Origin of the sequence: Sphaerisporangium sp. NPDC049003 (assembly GCF_043197795.1) — a bacterium.
GTDB lineage: Bacteria > Actinomycetota > Actinomycetes > Streptosporangiales > Streptosporangiaceae > Sphaerisporangium.
The window spans coordinates 118,309-136,135 of record NZ_JBICTU010000008.1 but is presented as its reverse complement, the minus strand read 5'-3'; the positions used below and the strand labels follow the sequence as shown (position 1 = coordinate 136,135).

16 protein-coding genes and 1 tRNA gene are annotated in these 17,827 nt (G+C 71.1%); 10 read left to right on the top strand and 7 right to left on the bottom strand.

Annotated features, from left to right (window positions below):
- Window positions 1–38 precede the first annotated feature (38 nt).
- Window positions 39–632 (bottom strand): isochorismatase family protein, encoded by a 594-nt coding sequence (locus ACGFIV_RS11120; RefSeq protein ID WP_392834004.1) that lies wholly within the window; start codon window positions 630–632, stop codon window positions 39–41.
- A gap of 72 nt (window positions 633–704) precedes the next feature.
- Between ACGFIV_RS11120 and ACGFIV_RS11115 the strand changes: the two genes are divergently transcribed.
- Window positions 705–1,658, top strand: a complete 954-nt coding sequence (locus ACGFIV_RS11115; RefSeq protein WP_358557286.1) for a helix-turn-helix domain-containing protein — start codon at window positions 705–707, stop codon at window positions 1,656–1,658.
- Between the two features lie 15 nt (window positions 1,659–1,673).
- Here ACGFIV_RS11115 and ACGFIV_RS11110 read toward each other — a convergent pair whose 3' ends face one another.
- Window positions 1,674–2,306, bottom strand: a complete 633-nt coding sequence (locus tag ACGFIV_RS11110) for a hypothetical protein (RefSeq protein ID WP_358557283.1) — start codon at window positions 2,304–2,306, stop codon at window positions 1,674–1,676.
- Window positions 2,307–2,702: 396 nt separating this feature from the next.
- Between ACGFIV_RS11110 and ACGFIV_RS11105 the strand changes: the two genes are divergently transcribed.
- Complete coding sequence (locus ACGFIV_RS11105; protein WP_358557281.1) at window positions 2,703–4,304, top strand: hypothetical protein; 1,602 nt, start codon at window positions 2,703–2,705, stop codon at window positions 4,302–4,304.
- 61 nt (window positions 4,305–4,365) lie between these two features.
- Window positions 4,366–5,553, top strand: coding sequence for an amino acid deaminase/aldolase (locus ACGFIV_RS11100; RefSeq protein ID WP_358557278.1), 1,188 nt, complete (start codon window positions 4,366–4,368; stop codon window positions 5,551–5,553).
- Between the two features lie 13 nt (window positions 5,554–5,566).
- On the opposite strand, the gene ACGFIV_RS11095 is transcribed toward ACGFIV_RS11100, so the two are convergent.
- Entirely contained in the window at window positions 5,567–5,908 is a 342-nt protein-coding gene (locus ACGFIV_RS11095) for a DUF3618 domain-containing protein (RefSeq protein ID WP_358557276.1), read from the bottom strand.
- 124 nt (window positions 5,909–6,032) lie between these two features.
- On the opposite strand from ACGFIV_RS11095, the gene bcp reads away from it, so the two are divergent.
- From bcp to ACGFIV_RS11065, 6 genes are all read left to right on the top strand, one after another.
- Window positions 6,033–6,506 (top strand): thioredoxin-dependent thiol peroxidase, encoded by a 474-nt coding sequence (bcp, locus tag ACGFIV_RS11090; protein ID WP_358557273.1) that lies wholly within the window; start codon window positions 6,033–6,035, stop codon window positions 6,504–6,506.
- A gap of 54 nt (window positions 6,507–6,560) precedes the next feature.
- Window positions 6,561–6,634 (top strand) — tRNA-Leu (locus ACGFIV_RS11085).
- Window positions 6,635–6,989: 355 nt separating this feature from the next.
- Entirely contained in the window at window positions 6,990–8,171 is a 1,182-nt protein-coding gene (locus ACGFIV_RS11080) for a sensor histidine kinase (RefSeq protein ID WP_392833996.1), read from the top strand.
- Window positions 8,168–8,845, top strand: coding sequence for a response regulator transcription factor (locus tag ACGFIV_RS11075; RefSeq protein WP_358557268.1), 678 nt, complete (start codon window positions 8,168–8,170; stop codon window positions 8,843–8,845). Before ACGFIV_RS11080 ends, ACGFIV_RS11075 begins: the two co-directional genes overlap by 4 nt.
- Before the next feature lie 191 nt (window positions 8,846–9,036).
- Window positions 9,037–9,798 (top strand): ABC transporter ATP-binding protein, encoded by a 762-nt coding sequence (locus ACGFIV_RS11070; RefSeq protein ID WP_392833993.1) that lies wholly within the window; start codon window positions 9,037–9,039, stop codon window positions 9,796–9,798.
- A gap of 1 nt (window position 9,799) precedes the next feature.
- On the top strand, window positions 9,800–12,319 hold the full coding sequence (locus tag ACGFIV_RS11065) for an ABC transporter permease (RefSeq protein ID WP_392833990.1): 2,520 nt from the start codon (window positions 9,800–9,802) through the stop codon (window positions 12,317–12,319).
- Window positions 12,320–12,331: 12 nt separating this feature from the next.
- Here ACGFIV_RS11065 and ACGFIV_RS11060 read toward each other — a convergent pair whose 3' ends face one another.
- Window positions 12,332–13,078, bottom strand: coding sequence for a helix-turn-helix domain-containing protein (locus ACGFIV_RS11060; RefSeq protein WP_358557259.1), 747 nt, complete (start codon window positions 13,076–13,078; stop codon window positions 12,332–12,334).
- 264 nt (window positions 13,079–13,342) lie between these two features.
- Between ACGFIV_RS11060 and ACGFIV_RS11055 the strand changes: the two genes are divergently transcribed.
- Window positions 13,343–14,548, top strand: coding sequence for a cytochrome P450 (locus tag ACGFIV_RS11055; RefSeq protein WP_358557256.1), 1,206 nt, complete (start codon window positions 13,343–13,345; stop codon window positions 14,546–14,548).
- 3 nt (window positions 14,549–14,551) lie between these two features.
- Here the strand turns inward: ACGFIV_RS11055 and ACGFIV_RS11050 are convergent, their stop codons facing one another.
- The 3 genes from ACGFIV_RS11050 to ACGFIV_RS11040 form a co-directional block, all read right to left on the bottom strand.
- Entirely contained in the window at window positions 14,552–14,836 is a 285-nt protein-coding gene (locus tag ACGFIV_RS11050; RefSeq protein ID WP_358557253.1) for a hypothetical protein, read from the bottom strand.
- Window positions 14,833–15,897, bottom strand: a complete 1,065-nt coding sequence (locus tag ACGFIV_RS11045) for a toxin glutamine deamidase domain-containing protein (protein WP_358557250.1) — start codon at window positions 15,895–15,897, stop codon at window positions 14,833–14,835. Before ACGFIV_RS11045 ends, ACGFIV_RS11050 begins: the two co-directional genes overlap by 4 nt.
- Before the next feature lie 124 nt (window positions 15,898–16,021).
- Window positions 16,022–17,770, bottom strand: a complete 1,749-nt coding sequence (locus ACGFIV_RS11040; protein WP_392833984.1) for a molybdopterin-dependent oxidoreductase — start codon at window positions 17,768–17,770, stop codon at window positions 16,022–16,024.
- Window positions 17,771–17,827 lie beyond the last annotated feature (57 nt).

The window sequence follows — 17,827 nt, the reverse complement described above, 5'->3', positions numbered from 1 at the left end:
CACTCGCCACTCGCTACTCGGCAAGATCCGCCCCTAGGTCAGCCCGAAGCCATCGCGTTCACGAGGTCGGCGGTGCGGACGACTTGCGCGAAGCCGCCGTGGTGGAGGTTGGCGGCGGTGGCGCGGGTGAGTTCCTCGGCCGTGACGACCTCGCCGTCGGGGCCGATGGCGTCGAAGGTGTGCATGGCGTCGATCGGGTACAGCACCCGGTAACCGAGGTTGCCGCCCATGCGGGCCGTGGTCTCGTTGCACATGTTGGTCTGGATGCCGACGATGACGATCTGTCCGATCTCGCGGTCGCTCAGCCATTCGTGCAGGTTCGGCTCCCCGTAGAACGCGGAGTTGACCGACTTGGTGACCAGAAGGTGCCCTTGGTCAGGTCCCAGGGCCTCCCCCACGAGGTCCTTCAGTTCGTTACCCGGCGTGCCGGGTGCCAGCGGTGAACCCGGCGTTCGCGAGTCGTGCCGTACCACCACGACCGGGCGCCGCCGCGCGCCCCACTCCCGGATCAGCGCCGCGATGTTCTCCTCCGCCGCCGGGTTGTCCCGCCGCCCCCAGTACGCGTCCTCGAAGGCCTTCTGCACGTCGATGACGATCAGCGCGGCGTTCTGCTCGATGTGAATGTCGCTCATGACGCCAAGCCTCGCCCGGCCGGGCGTACGCATGCGAGCGGCAGAAATGTCATTGTGCGGTACTTTCCTGCCATGCGCACCGTGGCGACCCTCCTCTACGACGACATGCGGGCCTTCGACTACGCGGTCATCGCCGAGGTCTGGGGCATGGATCGTACGGACGGCGGGGTGCCCGCCTTCGAGCTGCGCCGCTGCTCGGCGGACGGCCGGCCCGTACGGATGCACCCGGGCGCGCTGGTCGAGGCGACGCACGACCTCGACGGCCTGGCCGGTGCGGACCTGGTCCTGGCACCCGGCCGGGAGGACCCCAGCGCCCCCGTACCGGATGAGATCGCCGAAGCGCTCCGCGCGGCGCGTACGGCTGGGAAGACGGTCGCCTCGCTCTGCGCGGGGGCGTTCGTGCTGGCGGCGGCGGGCATCCTCGACGGCCGCCGGGCCGTCACCCACTGGCGGTTCACCGAGCGGCTCGCCCGGGACCATCCGGACATACTCGTCGTACCGGATGTGCTGTTCATGGAGGACGACGGGGTGTGGACCGCCGCCGGGACGGTCGGCGGGGTCGACCTCTGCCTGGAACTGGTCCGAAGGGCGCATGGCGCGGCCGTGGCCAACACGATCGCCCGCCGTATGGTCACCGCGGCCCACCGCGACGGTGGCCAGGCGCAGTTCGTGGAACGGCTGGTGCCCCGGGTGCCCAGCGCTAAGTCGGTCATCACCACCACGCTGGAGTGGGCCCGCGGCCACCTCGAACGGCCACTCACCGTCAGCGACCTGGCGAGACACGCCCGTACGGCGCCGCGTACCTTCGCCCGCAACTTCGTCGCGCTCACCGGCACCACGCCCGCGCAATGGCTGATCAGGCAGCGCGTCGCCGAGGCGCAGCGGCTACTGGAGACCACCGAACTGTCTGTCGAGCAGGTGGCCACACGGTGCGGCTTCGGCACGGCGACGATGCTCCGCCGCCACTTCACCCGAATCATCGGCACAGCCCCGAGCCGGTACCGCCGCACCTTCGCTCACACCTGACCGGATGCGCCCGCGCTACCGCGTGCGCAGCAGTTCAAGGCCGAGCCGGACGCCGCCGATCGCGATCAGCGCGCCGTGCGCGATGCGGAGCGCGGGCGGGGCGAAGAACTGCGGGAGGAACAGGGCGAACCCGGCGGCGAGGGGCACGGCGCTCCAACGTGCCAGCGTGCCCGAGCGCCAGATCGCGACGGCGGCCATCGTCACGCCGACGGCCAGCAGCACGAGTCCGGCCCCGAACAAGGTGATCGCCGCGGGAAGGTAACGGAATTCTTCGACGAGTCGCAGCAGTGATGCGCTGCCGTCCTGGACAGCTCGGTGACCGATGACGTTCGCGCCGAAGACTTCGGCACCGTAGTAGGGAAGGGTCAGTCCCGCGCCGATCCACGTCACCACGAGCGCGTGAAGAGTGCGGCGCTGGTTCAGCACCAGATGGAGTGCCAGCAGTCCCAGCGTGAGCAGGACGAACCCGACGACGGCGAACAGATGGGACGCGATCCAGGCCGACGAGGCCATCGCCACCGCACCTGCCAGGGACGACTCGTCGGAGTACGGCCGCACCAAGGGATAGGCGAGGAACAGGACGCCGGCGACCGCGAGGGCCGCGGCCCCCATGCGGGGACGGGGAAGTGCGGGGGCGGAGACGTTCACGAGTGTCGTTCCTATCGGGAGGGGTGGGAGCTTCCATTCACGCGCTCTATATCGAGAGCAATGCTCTCTACAATGAGCGCCGATGTCAACCTAGTCTCCCGCTCCGATCGACTGGAAGGGGCCGGTGGAGCCGCCGACCACGGATGTCGGCGACGCCCTGAGATGGCCGGTCGAGGTGAGTTCCAATGAGCTGGGCCGGTCAAAGACGGGACCGGACGGCAGGCCGGCCGAGACGTGACCCAGCGAGAGGACACGCCGAGGCGAGACCGAGGGGCAGGACCGGCCAGGGGAGGGTCCTGTGGGATGTGGGTTCCCTGGGAGGGTGTGGACAACGGGTGCGGGGGGTTGCGGGGGCACCTAGCATGAAACCCCGTCGTCGCCCCCGAGGAGGTTCCGGTGCTGCCGGGCACGGCTCCGAACACGGTCGCCCCCACTGCCACGGAGGCACCCGACCCCCGCTCCTCACGTCCGTCCGTGAAGGCGTTCGCGCGGGCCCACTGGGTCTTCCTGCTCGCGCTGGCGACCGGGGCTCTGCTGAGGCTGGTCGCCGTCCTCGGGTACCGTCCGGCACTCTGGTTCTGGGCCGACTCGTTCGTCTACGTCAAGGCGGCACTCGATCCTCAGCCGCTGGATTCGCGCCCCTCCGGGTACTCCCTGTTTCTGTGGGCGCTGCGGCCACTGGAGAGCTTCGGCGCGGTCGTCGTCGTCCAGCACCTGCTCGGGCTGGGCATGGCGGTCTGCGTCTACGCCCTGCTCCGCCGCCGCGCCCGGCTGCCGGGCTGCGGCGCGACCCTGGCGGCCGTCCCGGTGCTGCTCGACACCCACCTGATCCAGCTTGAGCACCTGATCATGGCCGACCTGCTGTTCACCTTCCTGGTGACGGCGGCGGTGACCGTGCTGCTCTGGCGCGAGCGTCCGGCGGTGGGAACGGCGGCAGGGACAGCAGCAGGGACAACGGTGGGGGCGACGGCAGGGACGGCCGTGTGGACGGCCGTGGCCGCCGGCCTGCTGCTGGTGGCCGCCACCTCCACCCGCACCGTCGGCCTGCCCGTGCTGGTCATCGCGCTCGTCTGGATGCTGATCGCGCGGGCGGGGTGGCGGGCCCTGCTCGCCGCCGCGCTCGCGGGCGCCGTGGGCATCGGAGGGTACGCGGTCTGGTTCCACAGCGAGCACGGAAGCTACGGCCTCGGCCAGAGCAACGTCTGGCTCTGGGCGCGCACCATGACGTTCGCCGACTGCGCGAAGATACGACCGGCAGGCGACGAGAAGGTGCTCTGTCCCACCGAACCCGTGGGCCGGCGCCCCGCGCCCCCGGTCTACATCTGGGATGCGAGGTCGCCGCTCGCCAAGGTCCGCAAGGACGCCGACCGCGAGCGGCTCGCGGGCCGGTTCTCCACTGAGGCGATCATGGCGCAGCCGATCGACTTCGTGCTCACCGGCGTCAAGGACGCCCTGTGGGGCTTCGAGTGGACCCGCAGGGTCTATCCCACCCCCGGCCCGCAGAGCGCGTACGTCTTCCCCGACTCGGTGAAACCGTTCACCGACAAGATCGCCTCCTCTGGCCGCACCGCGCCCGAGCTGACCTCGGCCTACCAGGGCCGCAGCGGCGACACGGTGATCGCCGAGCCCTATGCCGGCTGGCTGCGCGCCTACCAGGAGCAGGGCTATGTGCGGGGCCCGCTGCTCGCGATGATCATGCTCGTGGGCCTGTTCGGAGTGCTCATGCGCTGGCGGCGGCTGGGCGGCCCGGTGCTCCTGCCGTGGGCGGTGGCCGTGACGCTGCTCGTCCTGCCCCCGCTGATCGCCGCGTTCGACCACCGGTACGTCGTGCCCGTCGTACCGGTCGCGTGCATGGCGGCGGGTCTCACGTTCGAGGGCCTGCGTCGCGTCAGGCGTCCCGCCGGACGCCGCAGGGCCGCGAACCCCCCGGCACCGGCCGCCATACAGCCCACATCGGCGGCACCGGGCGAAGCGAACGCTTCATCAGGCACGGAGTGATCCCCGGGAAGCCACCTAACGTGAACTATGCTCATCTATGAGGGCGGATTAAGCTTCGGTCATGGACGACCGCCAGCGCTATGACCGGGCCACCGCGGATCTCGATCCCCCGTTCGCCATCCTCGACCTGGACGCGCTCCGGTCCAACGGCGCCGCGATGGCCCGCAGGGCGCGGGGCAAGCCGATCAGGGTCGCCAGCAAGTCGATCCGCTGCCGGGCCGTCCTCCGGCGCGCGCTGGAGATGGACGGCTTCGCCGGGGTCATGGGCTTCACCCTCCCCGAGGCTCTCTGGCTCGCCTCCGAGGGGTTCTCCGACATCCTGGTCGCCTACCCGACAACGGACAGGAGGGCGCTGGCCGAGTTGGCGGGGGACGCGCGGGCGGCCCGGGAGATCACGCTGATGGTCGACTGCCCCGAGCATCTGGACGCCATCGACGAAGCGGTCGACGGCGTGCCGCCCCGCCACGAGATCCGTATATGTCTGGATATTGATGCGGCGTTCACCGCGCTCGCAGGCAAGCTGCGTGCCGGAGTGCTGCGCTCCTCGGTCAGGGAGCCGGAGCAGGCGGCCGAGCTGGCCGCCGAGATAGCCAAACGCCCGGGGTTCCGGATGGTCGGGCTGATGGCCTACGAGGCCCAGATCGCGGGCGTGGGCGACCGGGTGCCGGGCCCGTACGGCCAGGTGATCCGGTGGATGCAGGCCCGGTCGCAGCGCGAGCTGATCGTCCGCAGGGGACGCATCGCCGAGGCCGTCCGGCAGGTCACCGACCTGGAGTTCGTCAACGGCGGCGGCACGGGGTCGGTCGAGAAGACGTCACGCGAGAAGGCGGTCACCGAGGTCGCGGCCGGATCGGGGTTCTTCCACCCGCGTCTGTTCGACTTCTACAGGGGCTTCACCGGCCGGCCCGCGGCGCTGTTCGCGCTCCCCGTCGTGCGTAGGCCCGTCGACGGAGTGGTCACCGTGCTGGGCGGCGGCTACCATGCCTCCGGCTCGGCGGGCGCGTCCCGGCTTCCCCAGCCGTATCTTCCGGCCGGGCTGCGGTACGACGCGCGGGAGGGCGCGGGCGAGGTGCAGACCCCCCTGCTCGGCCAGGCGGCCCACGACCTGAGGATCGGCGACCGGGTGTGGTTCCGCCACGCCAAGGCCGGAGAGCTCTGCGAGCGCTTCGACGCGCTCCACCTGGTCGAGGGCGACCGCGTGGTGGAGACGGTGCCGACCTACCGGGGCGAGGGCAAGGCGTTCCTCTGACCTGCGGCGCGGGTCAGCGGCGGCGACGCCAGAGGGCTATCGCGGCACCCACCACGACGACCGCGCCCACGCCGATGAGGATCGGCGCGAGGCTCCTCGGAGGGAAGTCATCGTGCCAGCCCTCGTCCTCGCCGTACGCCCCGGGCTCGGCGAACTTCGCCGGGTAGGCCACGCCGAAGGCCATGTCGCGTGCCGCCGCGACCAGGTGCTCGGCGTTGGCCCTGGCCTTGGCCACGCCGCGCCCGGCGACCCGCTTGGGGCTGACGCGATCGACGATGGCATCCACGGTTACAGCCAGCTCCGCCCGGGTGCGCTCGATGTTCTTCTCGAGCGCCTCGGGATCGGTGTCCGCCATGACGATCCCCTTCGCTTCCTCCCGGGCGAGCCTCCCTCGCCCGGCTCGCCGCCACGTTCGCAGCGATCAGTCTGTCAGGTCGTGTGTCCACGCGGCACGGTGGGCGTGCCGGTAGGTTGTCTCCGTGACGCAGACGAGACTCGAACCCGGCGACGCCGCGCCCGACTTCACCCTGCCCGACGCCGAGGGCACGGGCACCAGCCTGGAATCCTTCCGTGGCAAGCGGGTCATCCTCTACTTCTACCCCGCCGCGATGACGCCTGGGTGCACGAAGCAGGCTTGCGACTTCCGCGACAGCCTCGACAGCCTGGCCGCGGCCGGCATCACCGTGCTCGGCGTGTCGAAGGACACCCCGCAGAAGCTGGCGAAGTTCACCGAGCGCGACGCGCTGACGTTCCCGCTGCTGTCCGACCCCGACCTCGCGGTCCACCAGGCGTACGGCGCCTACGGTGAGAAGACGATGTACGGCAGGACGACGGTCGGGGTGCTGCGGTCGACGTTCGTCATCGACGCCGACGGCAAGATCGAGAAGGCTCTGTACAACGTGAAGGCCACGGGTCACGTCGCGCGTCTGCGCAAAGATCTGGGCCTCGCTTAATAGGTACGGCTGTCGCCCCGCGCTCAACTAAGATGGCGCAAGCCGTACAGGCATGGGGTCGTAGCCCAATGGCAGGAGGCACAGGTTTTAGGTACCTGACAGTGTGGGTTCGAATCCCACCGACCCCACCGCGACAGCCGGAGCCTCATCCGAGCACAACGAGAGCCGCCTCCATTGCGATGGAGGCGGCTCGATCGCGATCGGCCCGCTGGGCATGGGGCGTCAGGCGCGGGAAGGGGAGACGGTCTGGGGCCTCGGGGTCGCGTGGCTTTCCCCCCTGCCACGCGACCCGTCGTCTTTGTACCCCGGCATCACTGTCTCCCTTTACTCACCCGGAGGTGCTCCCAAAAGAACTATCCCTTACGAGCCGTAAGACCGGTGTAAGCCATTTGTCGGTTCCGAGCCGCATACGACCTGGGTCGTAGGACCAGATCCCTCTCCAGAGGGAAGGGACGTGAACTGCGCGAACGTAGGGTTGGATCCGTGTTCGGCAGAGTGCGCGCATGGGGATCCCGCCACGGCAGGCTCGTGGACGTCCTCGTCATGGCACCGCTCTTCGTCCTGTGCCTCGTGTCGACCGCCAACTACGACCGGACCGGTCATCCGCCGGGCACCATCGCCCTCGGCATTCCGGGATATCTGGCTCTGTCAGCCATGCTCGTCGCCCCGCTCGCCTGGCGGCGGAGCCGGCCTGTCCACGTGTTCGCCGCCATCGCGCTGATCGCCTTCGCCCAGTGGCTGGCCCCGCTCGAACCGGTCCCCGCCGACGTCTCGGTCCTGATCGCGATGTACGGCGTCGCGGCGTACCGTCCCCTGGGCTGGGCCCTCGCCGCCGGGGCCGTCGCCGAACTGGGCATGTGGATGGTGATGGCGCGCTGGGGTGAGCCGAGCCTCCTGGCCTTCGCCTCCGGCTCGCTGTTCGTGGTCGCTCCCTGGATCGGCGGCATCTACGCCAACACCCGGCGGCGCTACCTCGAAAGCCTGGAGGAACGGGCCGAACGCGCCGAGCACGAGCGCGACCAACAGGCCCGCATCGCCACGGCGGCCGAGCGGGCACGGATCGCCCGCGAGCTGCACGACGTGGTGGCCCACAACGTGAGCGTGATGATCGTCCAGGCCGACGGCGCGGGCTACACCATCGACAGCGACCCCGAACAGGCACGCCGGGCCGTACAGACCATCTCCAGCACCGGACGGCAGGCGCTCGCCGAGATGCGCCGCCTGGTCGGGGTGCTGAGGCAGGACGACGCGGGCGAGGAGGACTACGCGCCCCAGCCGGGCGTGGCGGACCTCGACGAGCTGATGGCGCACATCCGCCAGTCGGGCCTGCCGGTGGAGTTCACGGTGAGCGGCCCCCCCCGCGACCTGCCGGAGGGCGAGCAACTGGTGATCTACCGCATCGTCCAGGAGGCCCTGACCAACGCCCTCAAGCACGGGGGGCCGGATGCCCGTGCCCGGGTCGAGATGGAGTACGGTCCGCAGGACATCACTTTGCGGGTGGTCGACGACGGGCGGGGCGCGGCGGCGCCCCGGAGCATCGACGGGCACGGGCTGATCGGCATGCGCGAGCGCGTCGCGATGTACGACGGAAGCGTGCACGCCTCCCCCTGCCCCGGAGGAGGTTTCCAGGTGACCGTACGGCTACCGGTGAGCAGGGCCGCGTGAACGTCAGGGTGGTGCTGGTCGACGACCAGGAGCTCGTACGGGCCGGATTCCGCATGGTCCTCGGGGCCCAGCCGGACATCGACGTCGTCGGAGAAGCCGCCGACGGGGCCGCCGCCGTGCGGTTGCTCGGTTCCGTACGGGCCGACGTCGTCCTGATGGACGTGCGCATGCCCCGCATGGACGGCGTCGAGGCGACCCGGCTGATCCTGGCCATGCCCGACCCGCCCAGGGTGCTCATCCTGACGACCTTCGACCTCGACGAGTACGCCTTCACGGCGCTCAAGGCGGGGGCGTCGGGTTTCCTGCTGAAGGACGTGCCGCCGTCCGACCTCATCAGCGCGATCCATTCCGTGCACGCGGGGGACGCCGTGGTGGCGCCCAGCACGACCAGGCGGCTGCTGCGGCGGTTCACCGCCCACCTGCCCAGCGCGCAGACGGCGGAGCCGGAAGGCCTGCGCCAGCTCACCGCCCGCGAGCGCGAGGTCCTGGTGCTGGTCGGGCGTGGGCTGTCCAACGCGGAGATCGCGGAGCGGCTCACTCTGGCGGAGGCCACGGTCAAGACGCATCTCGGCCGGGTGCTGGCCAAGCTGGGCGTGCGCCACCGCGCCCAAGTGGTGGTGTACGCGTACGAGACCGGGCTGATCACCCCGTTCCGCGAGGGCGACGAGCGATAGCCCCGTGGGCCGGGGTCGGCCGAAAGGCTGAGTCACGCCTACCTCAGCAGTCGCACCCGGCCCGCGCCACCCCTCCCAGGGCGTACCCGAAGTCCGTTCCCAGGGCTCATGGTTCGCGGCCCGCGCGGCAATAGCGTTGATCTCGCGGAGAGTTTCCGCATTTCACCTGTTTACCGCTTGAGGAGCCACACGTGACCGTCACCGGAGAGGAAGCCGTCCGCCGGACCGCGCCCGCGGCCGTCGTCGCCAGAGGAGTGACCAAGGTGTACGGCGAGGGCGACGCCGCCGTGCGCGCGCTGAGCGGGGTCGACGTCGGATTCGACACCGGTGCCTTCACCGCGATCATGGGTCCGTCGGGCTCGGGGAAGTCGACGCTGATGCACTGCCTGGCGGGGCTGGACACCGTCACGGAAGGCGAGGTCCGCATCGGCGACATCGAGATCACCCGGCTGAGCGACAAGCAGCTCACTCTGCTGCGGCGCGAGCGGGTCGGCTTCATCTTCCAGGCCTTCAACCTGCTCCCGACGCTGACCGCCGAGCAGAACATCCGCCTGCCGCTGGACATCGCCGGCCGCCAGGCCGACCAGCAGCTGTTCGACATGGTGATCCGCACCGTTGGGCTGCGCGACCGGCTCAGGCACAAGCCGAGCGAGCTGTCGGGCGGCCAGCAGCAGCGCGTCGCGGTCGCCCGGGCGCTCATCAGCAAGCCCCAGGTCATCTTCGCGGACGAGCCGACCGGCAACCTGGACTCGCGCAGCGGCGCGGAGGTGCTCTCCTTCCTGCGCACCTCCGTACGGGAGCTCGGCCAGACCATCGTCATGGTGACCCACGACCCCGTCGCCGCCTCGTACGCCGACCGCGTGGTGTTCCTGCGCGACGGCCTGCTGGTGACCGAGCTGGCGCAGCCGTCCCCGCAGACCGTGCTCGACACGCTGATGAAGCTGGAGGGCTGAGGTGTTCCGCACCACTCTGGCGGGGCTGCGCGCTCACAAGCTACGGCTCCTGCTCACCTCACTGGCGATCACGCTGGGGGTGGGCTTCATCGCGGGCACGTTCGTGCTCACCGACACGATCCAGGCGGGCTTCTCCCAGCAGATCGCCGCCTCCGCCGACAAGGTGGACGTGGCGGTGCTTCCCTCCGACTCCGGTGGTGACAAGCCCGCCCGGCTGCTCGCGGACGACCTGGCCAAGGTCCGGGGCGTCACCGGCGTCGCCGAGGCGCAGGGCCTGGTGCAGGGCGAGGCCGCGCTGATCGGCAAGGACGGCAAGGCGGTCGGCGACATCCCGACCACCGGCGTCTCCGTGGTCACCGGCAGGCTGAGCCGCACGGCGATCACCTCCGGAACCGCCCCCACCACCGGCGACCAGGTCGTCATCGACAAGAACACGGCCAAGACCCGGGGCTTCACGCCCGGAGACACCGTCTCGGTGCTGGACGTCCACGGCAAGCCGCACACCTTCCAGCTGGTCGGGCTCTTCGACGTGGGCGTGGACCAGCAGCTCGCCTACACGGGCGCTGTCGGGTTCACCTCGGCCACGGCGCAGGCCATGACCGGGGAGAAGGGCTTCACCGAGATCGACGTCGCGGCGGCGGACGGTACGACGCCCGAGAGCCTGAAGGCCGCGATCTCCTCGGCGCTCACCGGCACGAAGTTCAGGGCCTGGACCGGGGACGAGTTCGCCAGGGAACTGACCAGGGCCAGCGGCGCCGACATGGACTTCATCACCCTGGGGCTGCTGATGTTCGGCCTGGTCGCGATGCTCGTCGCGGCGCTTGTCATCTACAACACGTTCAACATCCTGGTCGCTCAGCGCACCAGGGAGATGGCGCTCCTTCGCTGCATCGGCGCCACCCGCAGCCAGGTCTTCGGTTCCATCCTCCTGGAGTCGGTGGCGGTCGGCCTCATCTCCTCGGCTCTCGGCCTGCTGACCGGGCTCGGCCTCGGCGCCGGGGCGCTCGCCGTGCTGAACGCGACGGGACAGGAGCTGCCCTCGGGCGGTGTCTCGCTTGCGCCGCGCACCATCGCGCTCGCCCTCGCCATCGGCCTGGTCGTCACCGTCGGTGCCGCGCTGATGCCCGCGCGCACGGCCACCAAGGTCGCCCCGATCGCGGCCCTGCGGACCCAGACCGACGACCACACGTTCAGGACCGGCGTCGTGCGGATGGTGTTCGCCGCTCTGTTCCTGCTGGGCGGCGCGGGAGCGACCGTGGCCGGAGTCACGATGAAGTCCGGGCCGGCGGCGCTCTACATCGTCATGGCCGGCGGCGTGCTGACCTTCTGCGCGGTGCTGATCCTCGGTCCGGTCATCGTCAAGCCGCTGAGCGCTTTCGCGGGCTGGGCGCCCGCCAGGCTGTTCGGCGTTCCCGGCAAGCTCGCGATGGACAACTCCCGGCGCAACCCGAGGCGTTCGGCCACGACGACGGTCGCGCTGACGATCGGGGTGACGCTGATGACGCTGATCTCGGTCATCACCGCGACCACCCGCGCGACGTACACGGCACGGCTCGACGAGCAGTTCCCGGTCGACTACATGCTCTCCGCGCAGGCCGGCGGTTCCAGCGAGTCGGCTCTCCCGCGAGCCCTGGCCACCGATCTCCGTACGAGGCCCGAGCTGGCCTCGGTGGTGCAGATCCGGGAGGCGGACGCCAAAGTGGGCCAGGGGGGCGAGAAGATCCCGGTCGGCACGTTCAGTGGGCCGTACACGCCCGCGCTGAAGCAGGGATCCATGCACGGCTTCACGACCGGGTCCGCGCTGGTGTCCACCTACGTCGCCAGGGACCTCGGGATCGCACCGGGCGATTCGGTCACGCTGGCCACGCCCAAGGCGGGCACGGTCACGGTCACGGTGCTCGGGATCCTCGACGGTGACACGGGGTCGCTGCCGGACGTCACCGTACCGGACCGTGCCTTCGAGAGCTACTTCGGCCGGCTCGGCGACGTCCGCATTCTCGTGAACGCCAAGGACGGCGTGACCCCGGACGTCTCCAGGAAGGTCGTCGAGGCGGCGGCGCAGCCGTACCCGACCGCCAAGGTCCTCAGCTCGACCGAGGTCAGGAGCCAGTTCGACGAGGCGCTGGACATGATGCTCATGATCATCGCCGGGCTGCTCGGGCTGGCGATCCTCATCTCGCTGCTGGGCATCGCCAACACGCTGAGCCTGTCGGTGTACGAACGGACCCGGGAGTCGGCGCTGCTCAGAGCCCTTGGCCTGACCCGGCCGCAGTTGCGGCGGATGCTGTCGGTGGAGGCGCTGATCCTCGGCGTCATGGGGGCGATCGTCGGCGTGGCGTTGGGCGTCACGTTCGGCTGGGCGGCCACCCGGACGATCGTGGACGACATCCACTTCCGGGTCCCGGTGACGCAGGTGCTCCTCTTCGTCGCCCTGTCCGGCCTGGCAGGGGTGCTCGCGGCCGTCCTTCCGGGCCGCCGCGCCGCCCGCGCCTCCATCGTCGGCTCGCTGGCGAGCGACTGACCCCTCGGCTCGTCACGCATGGTCCGGGCGGCCGGAGCGCTGGGAGGTGAAGACCTCCCGCCAGTGCTCGGCCGCCTGGGCCATGTCGCGGCCGACGAAGCCGAAGAACCGGCTCATCTGGTCCAGCCGGGTGCCGGCCGGGGTGGTGGCGCCGAGCACCTCGGCCCCCTGCCGGGCGGCGTCCGCCCACATCGCGCACACCTGCACCTCCCTCACGCTGGCGCGGTACCAGACGTCCTCGTCGATGAGATACCGCTCGCGCCGCCGCCGGGCGTCGCGCTCGCGCCTGACCACGCCCAGCTGTTCGAGGTAGCCGACGGCCTTGGACACCGACGCCGGGCTGACGCGCAACCGCCGCACCAGCTCGGCGGCGGTGAGGCTGGCGACGTCGTCGGTGATCAGGCAGGCGAGCACCCTGGCCGGCATCCTCGGGAGCCCCGTCTGGACCATCATCGCCGTGAACCGCTCCTCGAAGCCGTGCACCGCGTCACGGTCACGGCCGTACGTGTCGGCGGCGCTCGGCGGCGCTGGAGACCCGGCTGTAGATGGGGCAGGCTTGCCCCGGCGGGCGCGCCGGCCGGTCTCCTGCTGCGCGTGATCGGCCCGGTAGCCGTCGTGTCCACCGTTGCGGGTCACCTCACGGCTGACCGTCGAGGTCGGCCGCCGAAGTCGTCTGGCGATCTCGGCGTACTGGAGCCCCTCGGCCAGCCCCGACGCGATGTGCTGGCGGTCCTCGTAGGTCAGCCGGCCTCCCGGCATGCGCGCTCGCCTCCCACTGGTCGATCGTCCCGTGTGGAGATTGTGCGTTCACGCGCAGCACATTGCAACAGGCGACCTATTCCGCATTGCATTTGCTTTGAGTCTCATTGCAACAAAAGGTGATTTTTACCTGCCTGTACGCAGAATCAGCCAGTCATTGAATTGACCAAATATTGAACGCAACGTAGCCTTTTACCGAAAGTGAAGGTGCTGGACGATGACCGGGGAGATCGACGGCGACCACCCCGGCCGGAAGGAACCGACATGACCACGCCACTCCCCTCGGCCGCGCCGCTGCCGACCACGCGCGCTCCGGGCTGCCCGTTCGATCCGCCCCCGGAGCTGACCGAGCTACGCGAGAAGCACCCGGTCAGCCCGATGCTCTTCCCCGACGGGCACGTGGGCTGGCTCGTGACCAGCCACGCCCTGACCCGCGCGGTCCTGGCCGACCCCCGCTTCAGCGCCAGGGCCGAGCTCCTGCACTTCCCGCTGCCCGGGCCGACCGCCACCGCCGAGCGCCGGCCGGCTCCGCCAGGGATCTTCACCCAGACCGACCCCCCTGAGCACACCCGGTACCGGCACCTGCTCACCGGGCAGTTCACCGTCCGCCGCATGCGCCGGCTCACCGGACGCATCGAGGAGATCACCGCCGATCACCTGGACGCCATGGAGCGCCACGGTCCGCCGGTCGACCTGATGGAGGCGTTCGCGCTGCCCATCCCCTCGCTGGTGATCTGCGAGCTGCTCGGGGTGCCCTACTCGGACCGGGAGCTGTTCCAGGAGCAGTCGACCGCGCTGATGCGCCTGGACAACTCCCCGCAGGAGATGTTCGCCGCCTACACCGCGCTGCGCGAGTTCATGGGGGAGTTGGTGCTCGCCAAGCGCGCCAAGCCCACCGACGACCTGCTCAGCGGCCTGACCGCCGGCCCGCTCACCGACGAGGAGCTCACCAACATCGGCTTCACGCTGCTGGGCGCCGGGCACGAGACCACCGCGAACATGCTCTCGCTGGGCGCCTTCGCCCTGCTGCGCCACCCCGACCAGCTGGCCGTCCTGCGCGCCGACCCGGACGGCGTCGACGAGGCCGTCGAGGAGCTGCTGCGCTATCTGAGCATCATCCCCTGCACAGTGCGGGTGGCGCTTGAGGACGTCGAGCTGGGCGGGCAGGTGATCAAGGAAGGTCAGACGGTCACCGTCTCGGTGCCGGCGGCCAACCGCGACCCCGACCGGTTCCCCCACCCCGACACCCTCGACCTGCACCGGTCGGCGAGCGGGCATGTGGCCTTCGGCCACGGCATCCACCAGTGCATCGGCCAGCAACTGGCGCGCATCGAGATGCGGGTCGGCTACCCCGCGCTGTTCGACCGCTTCCCGACCCTCCGCCTGGCCGTACCGCCCGAGGAGGTGCCGCTGCGCACCGACATGCTGATCTACGGCGTGCACAGCCTCCCGGTCACCTGGGACGCATAGCGTCTACCGGGGCCGGCGCCCCGGCCACTGGTCGGCGACCGTCTCGGGGTTCAGCAGGGGACGGATCGAGAGCTCGCCGGTGAACCTGTCGATGACCACGCACCCGCCCCCGACGGTGGCGGGCAGCGTGCCGGGATCCTCGGGCTCGGGCGTCTTCGCCCAGGCGACGTATCCCTCCTCGAACACGTAGAGGCCGACCTCCGTCGCCTCCTCGGCGGGCAGCGGGCCGTTGAAGTACTCCTCGGCCAGCAGCCTGGCCTGCTCCGCCGAGAGCCCCAGCCCGCTCACAGGCGCCGCCCCCGCCGGTCGATCACGACGCAGAAGACGCCGGTGACGGGTCCGGGGGGCGGGTCCACGGAGGTGTGCCCGCGCTGGGCGTCGATCCACACCACCTCGCCCGCCGCGTTGACGGCGTTCCACGCGTGGCTGCCTCCGGACGGCCAGCGGGTGACCAGCACGGCCGCCGCGCCATGCCCTCCGCCCCCCAGGCGCCGCGCGACCGTGGTGTACGCACGGCGCCCCTGCCCGACGTGCTCGAAACGGTGCCCCAGCCAGCGCTCCGCACGGGCGACCCCGCCGGCCTCCCCGCTCAGCGAGGGCCGGCCCACCCGGTCGTACCCGGGCTGCCGGGGCGCGGCCACGACCGGCTCCCCGTGCCAGGTGGAGACGACCGCGAGCGCGCAGTCGAGGGAGTTGGTCGCCCGGAAGGGATCCTCCGAGGGGCCTTCCCCGTTGACCAGGCGCACCCAGGTGCCGCGCGGGTCGGGGAATCGGGCCCCGTCGGGCACGACCTGGCACAGGTCGCGCTGGACCTGCGGGTCGGGCCAGGCCAGGCCGCCCGGTGTGCCGTACGGCCGTGAGGCGTCGAGCCGGGGCGGCCGTCCGGGGGCGTCGAACCAGTCGGCCGCCGGAAGCGGCCACCTGGGCAGGAGCCCGTCGTGGCGCCGGGAGGGCCCGTCGCGCCTCGCGGACAGCAGCCCCTCGGGCCAGCGCGGCAGAAGCCCGTCTCGCCGTCTCGGCGCCGAGCTCTCCCGGCGTTCCGGCGGACCGTCGCACCGAGCGGGCACCGGGACATCGTGCCGTACGGGCGCGGGGGCATCGTGCCGTACGGGCACCGGAACGTCGTGCCGTACGGGGGCGGGGCCGTCGTGCCACGCGGAGACCGGACGGTCGTTGACGGTGAGCGGCCGCAGGACCGGCCGCCACTCTTCGGCGGAGGACTCGGCCGCCAGTTCGTAGTCGCGCCAGCGGACACCGTCGGACGTGACGACGGGGTTGTAGCCCGCCCCCGGCGCCCCCTGCCGAGACGCCCCCCGCGGCGGTGAACCGCCGTAAATGGCTCCGGACAATGTGCTCCCCCAAATCCCCGCACCGACCCCCGGTCAGTGGCCGATCGTAGGGCTGTCGCGACCGGGCGGGCTGCCGATTCCCGGATTCACCTGGGACCACACGCCGAATGCCCGGCGGGGGTGGCTACTTCACCACGACGAGGATGGAGTGCCAGCCGGAGGCGCCGTCCGGTGCGGGAGGGGCGTAGTCGGCGGTCTGGGTCTGTCCCGTCGCGTCCGTCGCCCGCACCTCGATGGTGTGCTTCCCGGGAGTGGCCTGCCAGTCGTCGACCACCCACTGACGCCAGGTGTCGGGACCCGGCACCTCGGCCAGGCGCGCCTGCCGCCACGAGCCCTTGTCGACACGCACCTCGACCGCGTCGATGCCCCGGTGCTGCGCCCACGCCACGCCCGCGATGGCCGTACGGCCGGCGGGGATGGTGGAACCGCCCCGGGGAAGGTCGATCCGCGACTCGGTCTTGATGGGCCCCTTGGGCGCCCATCCACGCGGCGTCCAGTACGCCTCGTCCTGGTCGTAGCGGGTGACCTTGATGTCGGTGACCCACTTGGTCGCCGACACGTAGCCGTACAGGCCGGGGATCACCTGGCGCACGGGGAAGCCGTGGGAGACGGGCAGGACCTCGCCGTTCATCGCGATGGCGAGGAGCGCGTCCCGGCCGTCCATCGTGACGTCCACGGGGGTGCCGCAGGTCCATCCGTCGGAGGAGGTGGACAGCAGCATGTCGGCCCCGGACCGGATGCCGGCCTCGCGGAGCACGTCGGCCAGGCGCGTGCCGAGCCAGCGGGCGTTGCCGACGTACGGTCCCCCGACGTCGTTCGACACGCAGGTCAGCGTGACGTCGGCCTCCATGAGGGGCCGCTTGACCAGCTCGGCGTAGGTCAGCTCGATGGGCCTGTCGACCATGCCGTGGATCTTCAGCGTCCAGGTCTTGGGATCCACCTGGGGCACGACCAGCGCCGTGTCGACCCGGTAGAAGTCGAGATTCGGGGTGGTGAACGGAGACAGGTCCTTCAGGCGGAGGTCGACGCCGGCCGGCAGGGGCTTGGCGGGCGTCGCGGGCCTGGGCAGCGCGATCCGCGCCCGTTCGGCGTCGACGTTCAGCCGGCCGGCGAGGCCCCTGCCGGCCAGCCCTGCGGCCCCGGCGACGACCACGCCCGCGGCGACCCCGGTCAGCAGCCCGCGCCGGTCGAACTCGTACGGGTGCGCGCCCGAGCGCATGACGACCGGCCTCTCCACCCTCCCTCCGAGCACACCCTCGGAAGCAGCGGCCTCAGACGGCACAGGGCCCTCAGACGGCACAGGGCCCTCAGACGGCACAGGGCCCTCAGGGGGCGCGAGGCCCTCGCGTGGGCCGTCCGGCGGCTCGGGAGCGGCCTCCTCGGACCGGTAGCGGCGCAGGTCCTCGTACCCGGGCTCCACGGCCGGCCAGGTGCGGCGCACCAGGATGCTCAGCGCCCACGCGCCGGCTCCCGCGCCGACGATGGACGGGAGGACGTCGAGGGGGCCGGAGTCCGGCCTGCTGAACGCGGCCGCCATGCCGACGACGCCGAAGAGCATCATGCCGGCCGTGCCGAACCCGGTACGCCTGCGGGCCAGCAGCCCGAGCCCCGCGGCGATGAGGACCAGCACGACGACGATGCCCGAGATCAGCACCAGCTTGTCGTTGGCGCCGAAAGTGCGGATGGCCCACTCTTTGAGCGCGGCGGGCGTACGGTCGACCGCCGCGTCGCCGACCGCGATCACGGGGGACGCCTTCGGGTTGAACAGGCCCGCGACGAGCTGGCCGACCCCGAGGGCGACCGCGCCCGCCACCACGCCGATGAGCGTCGCCGCCCATGCGTCGCCGCGCGGGCGCGTCTGGTTCGTGTTCACACACGGAACGCTACGCCCAAACCCCCAGCACGGTTCTTACGCCCTGGTTACGGCAGA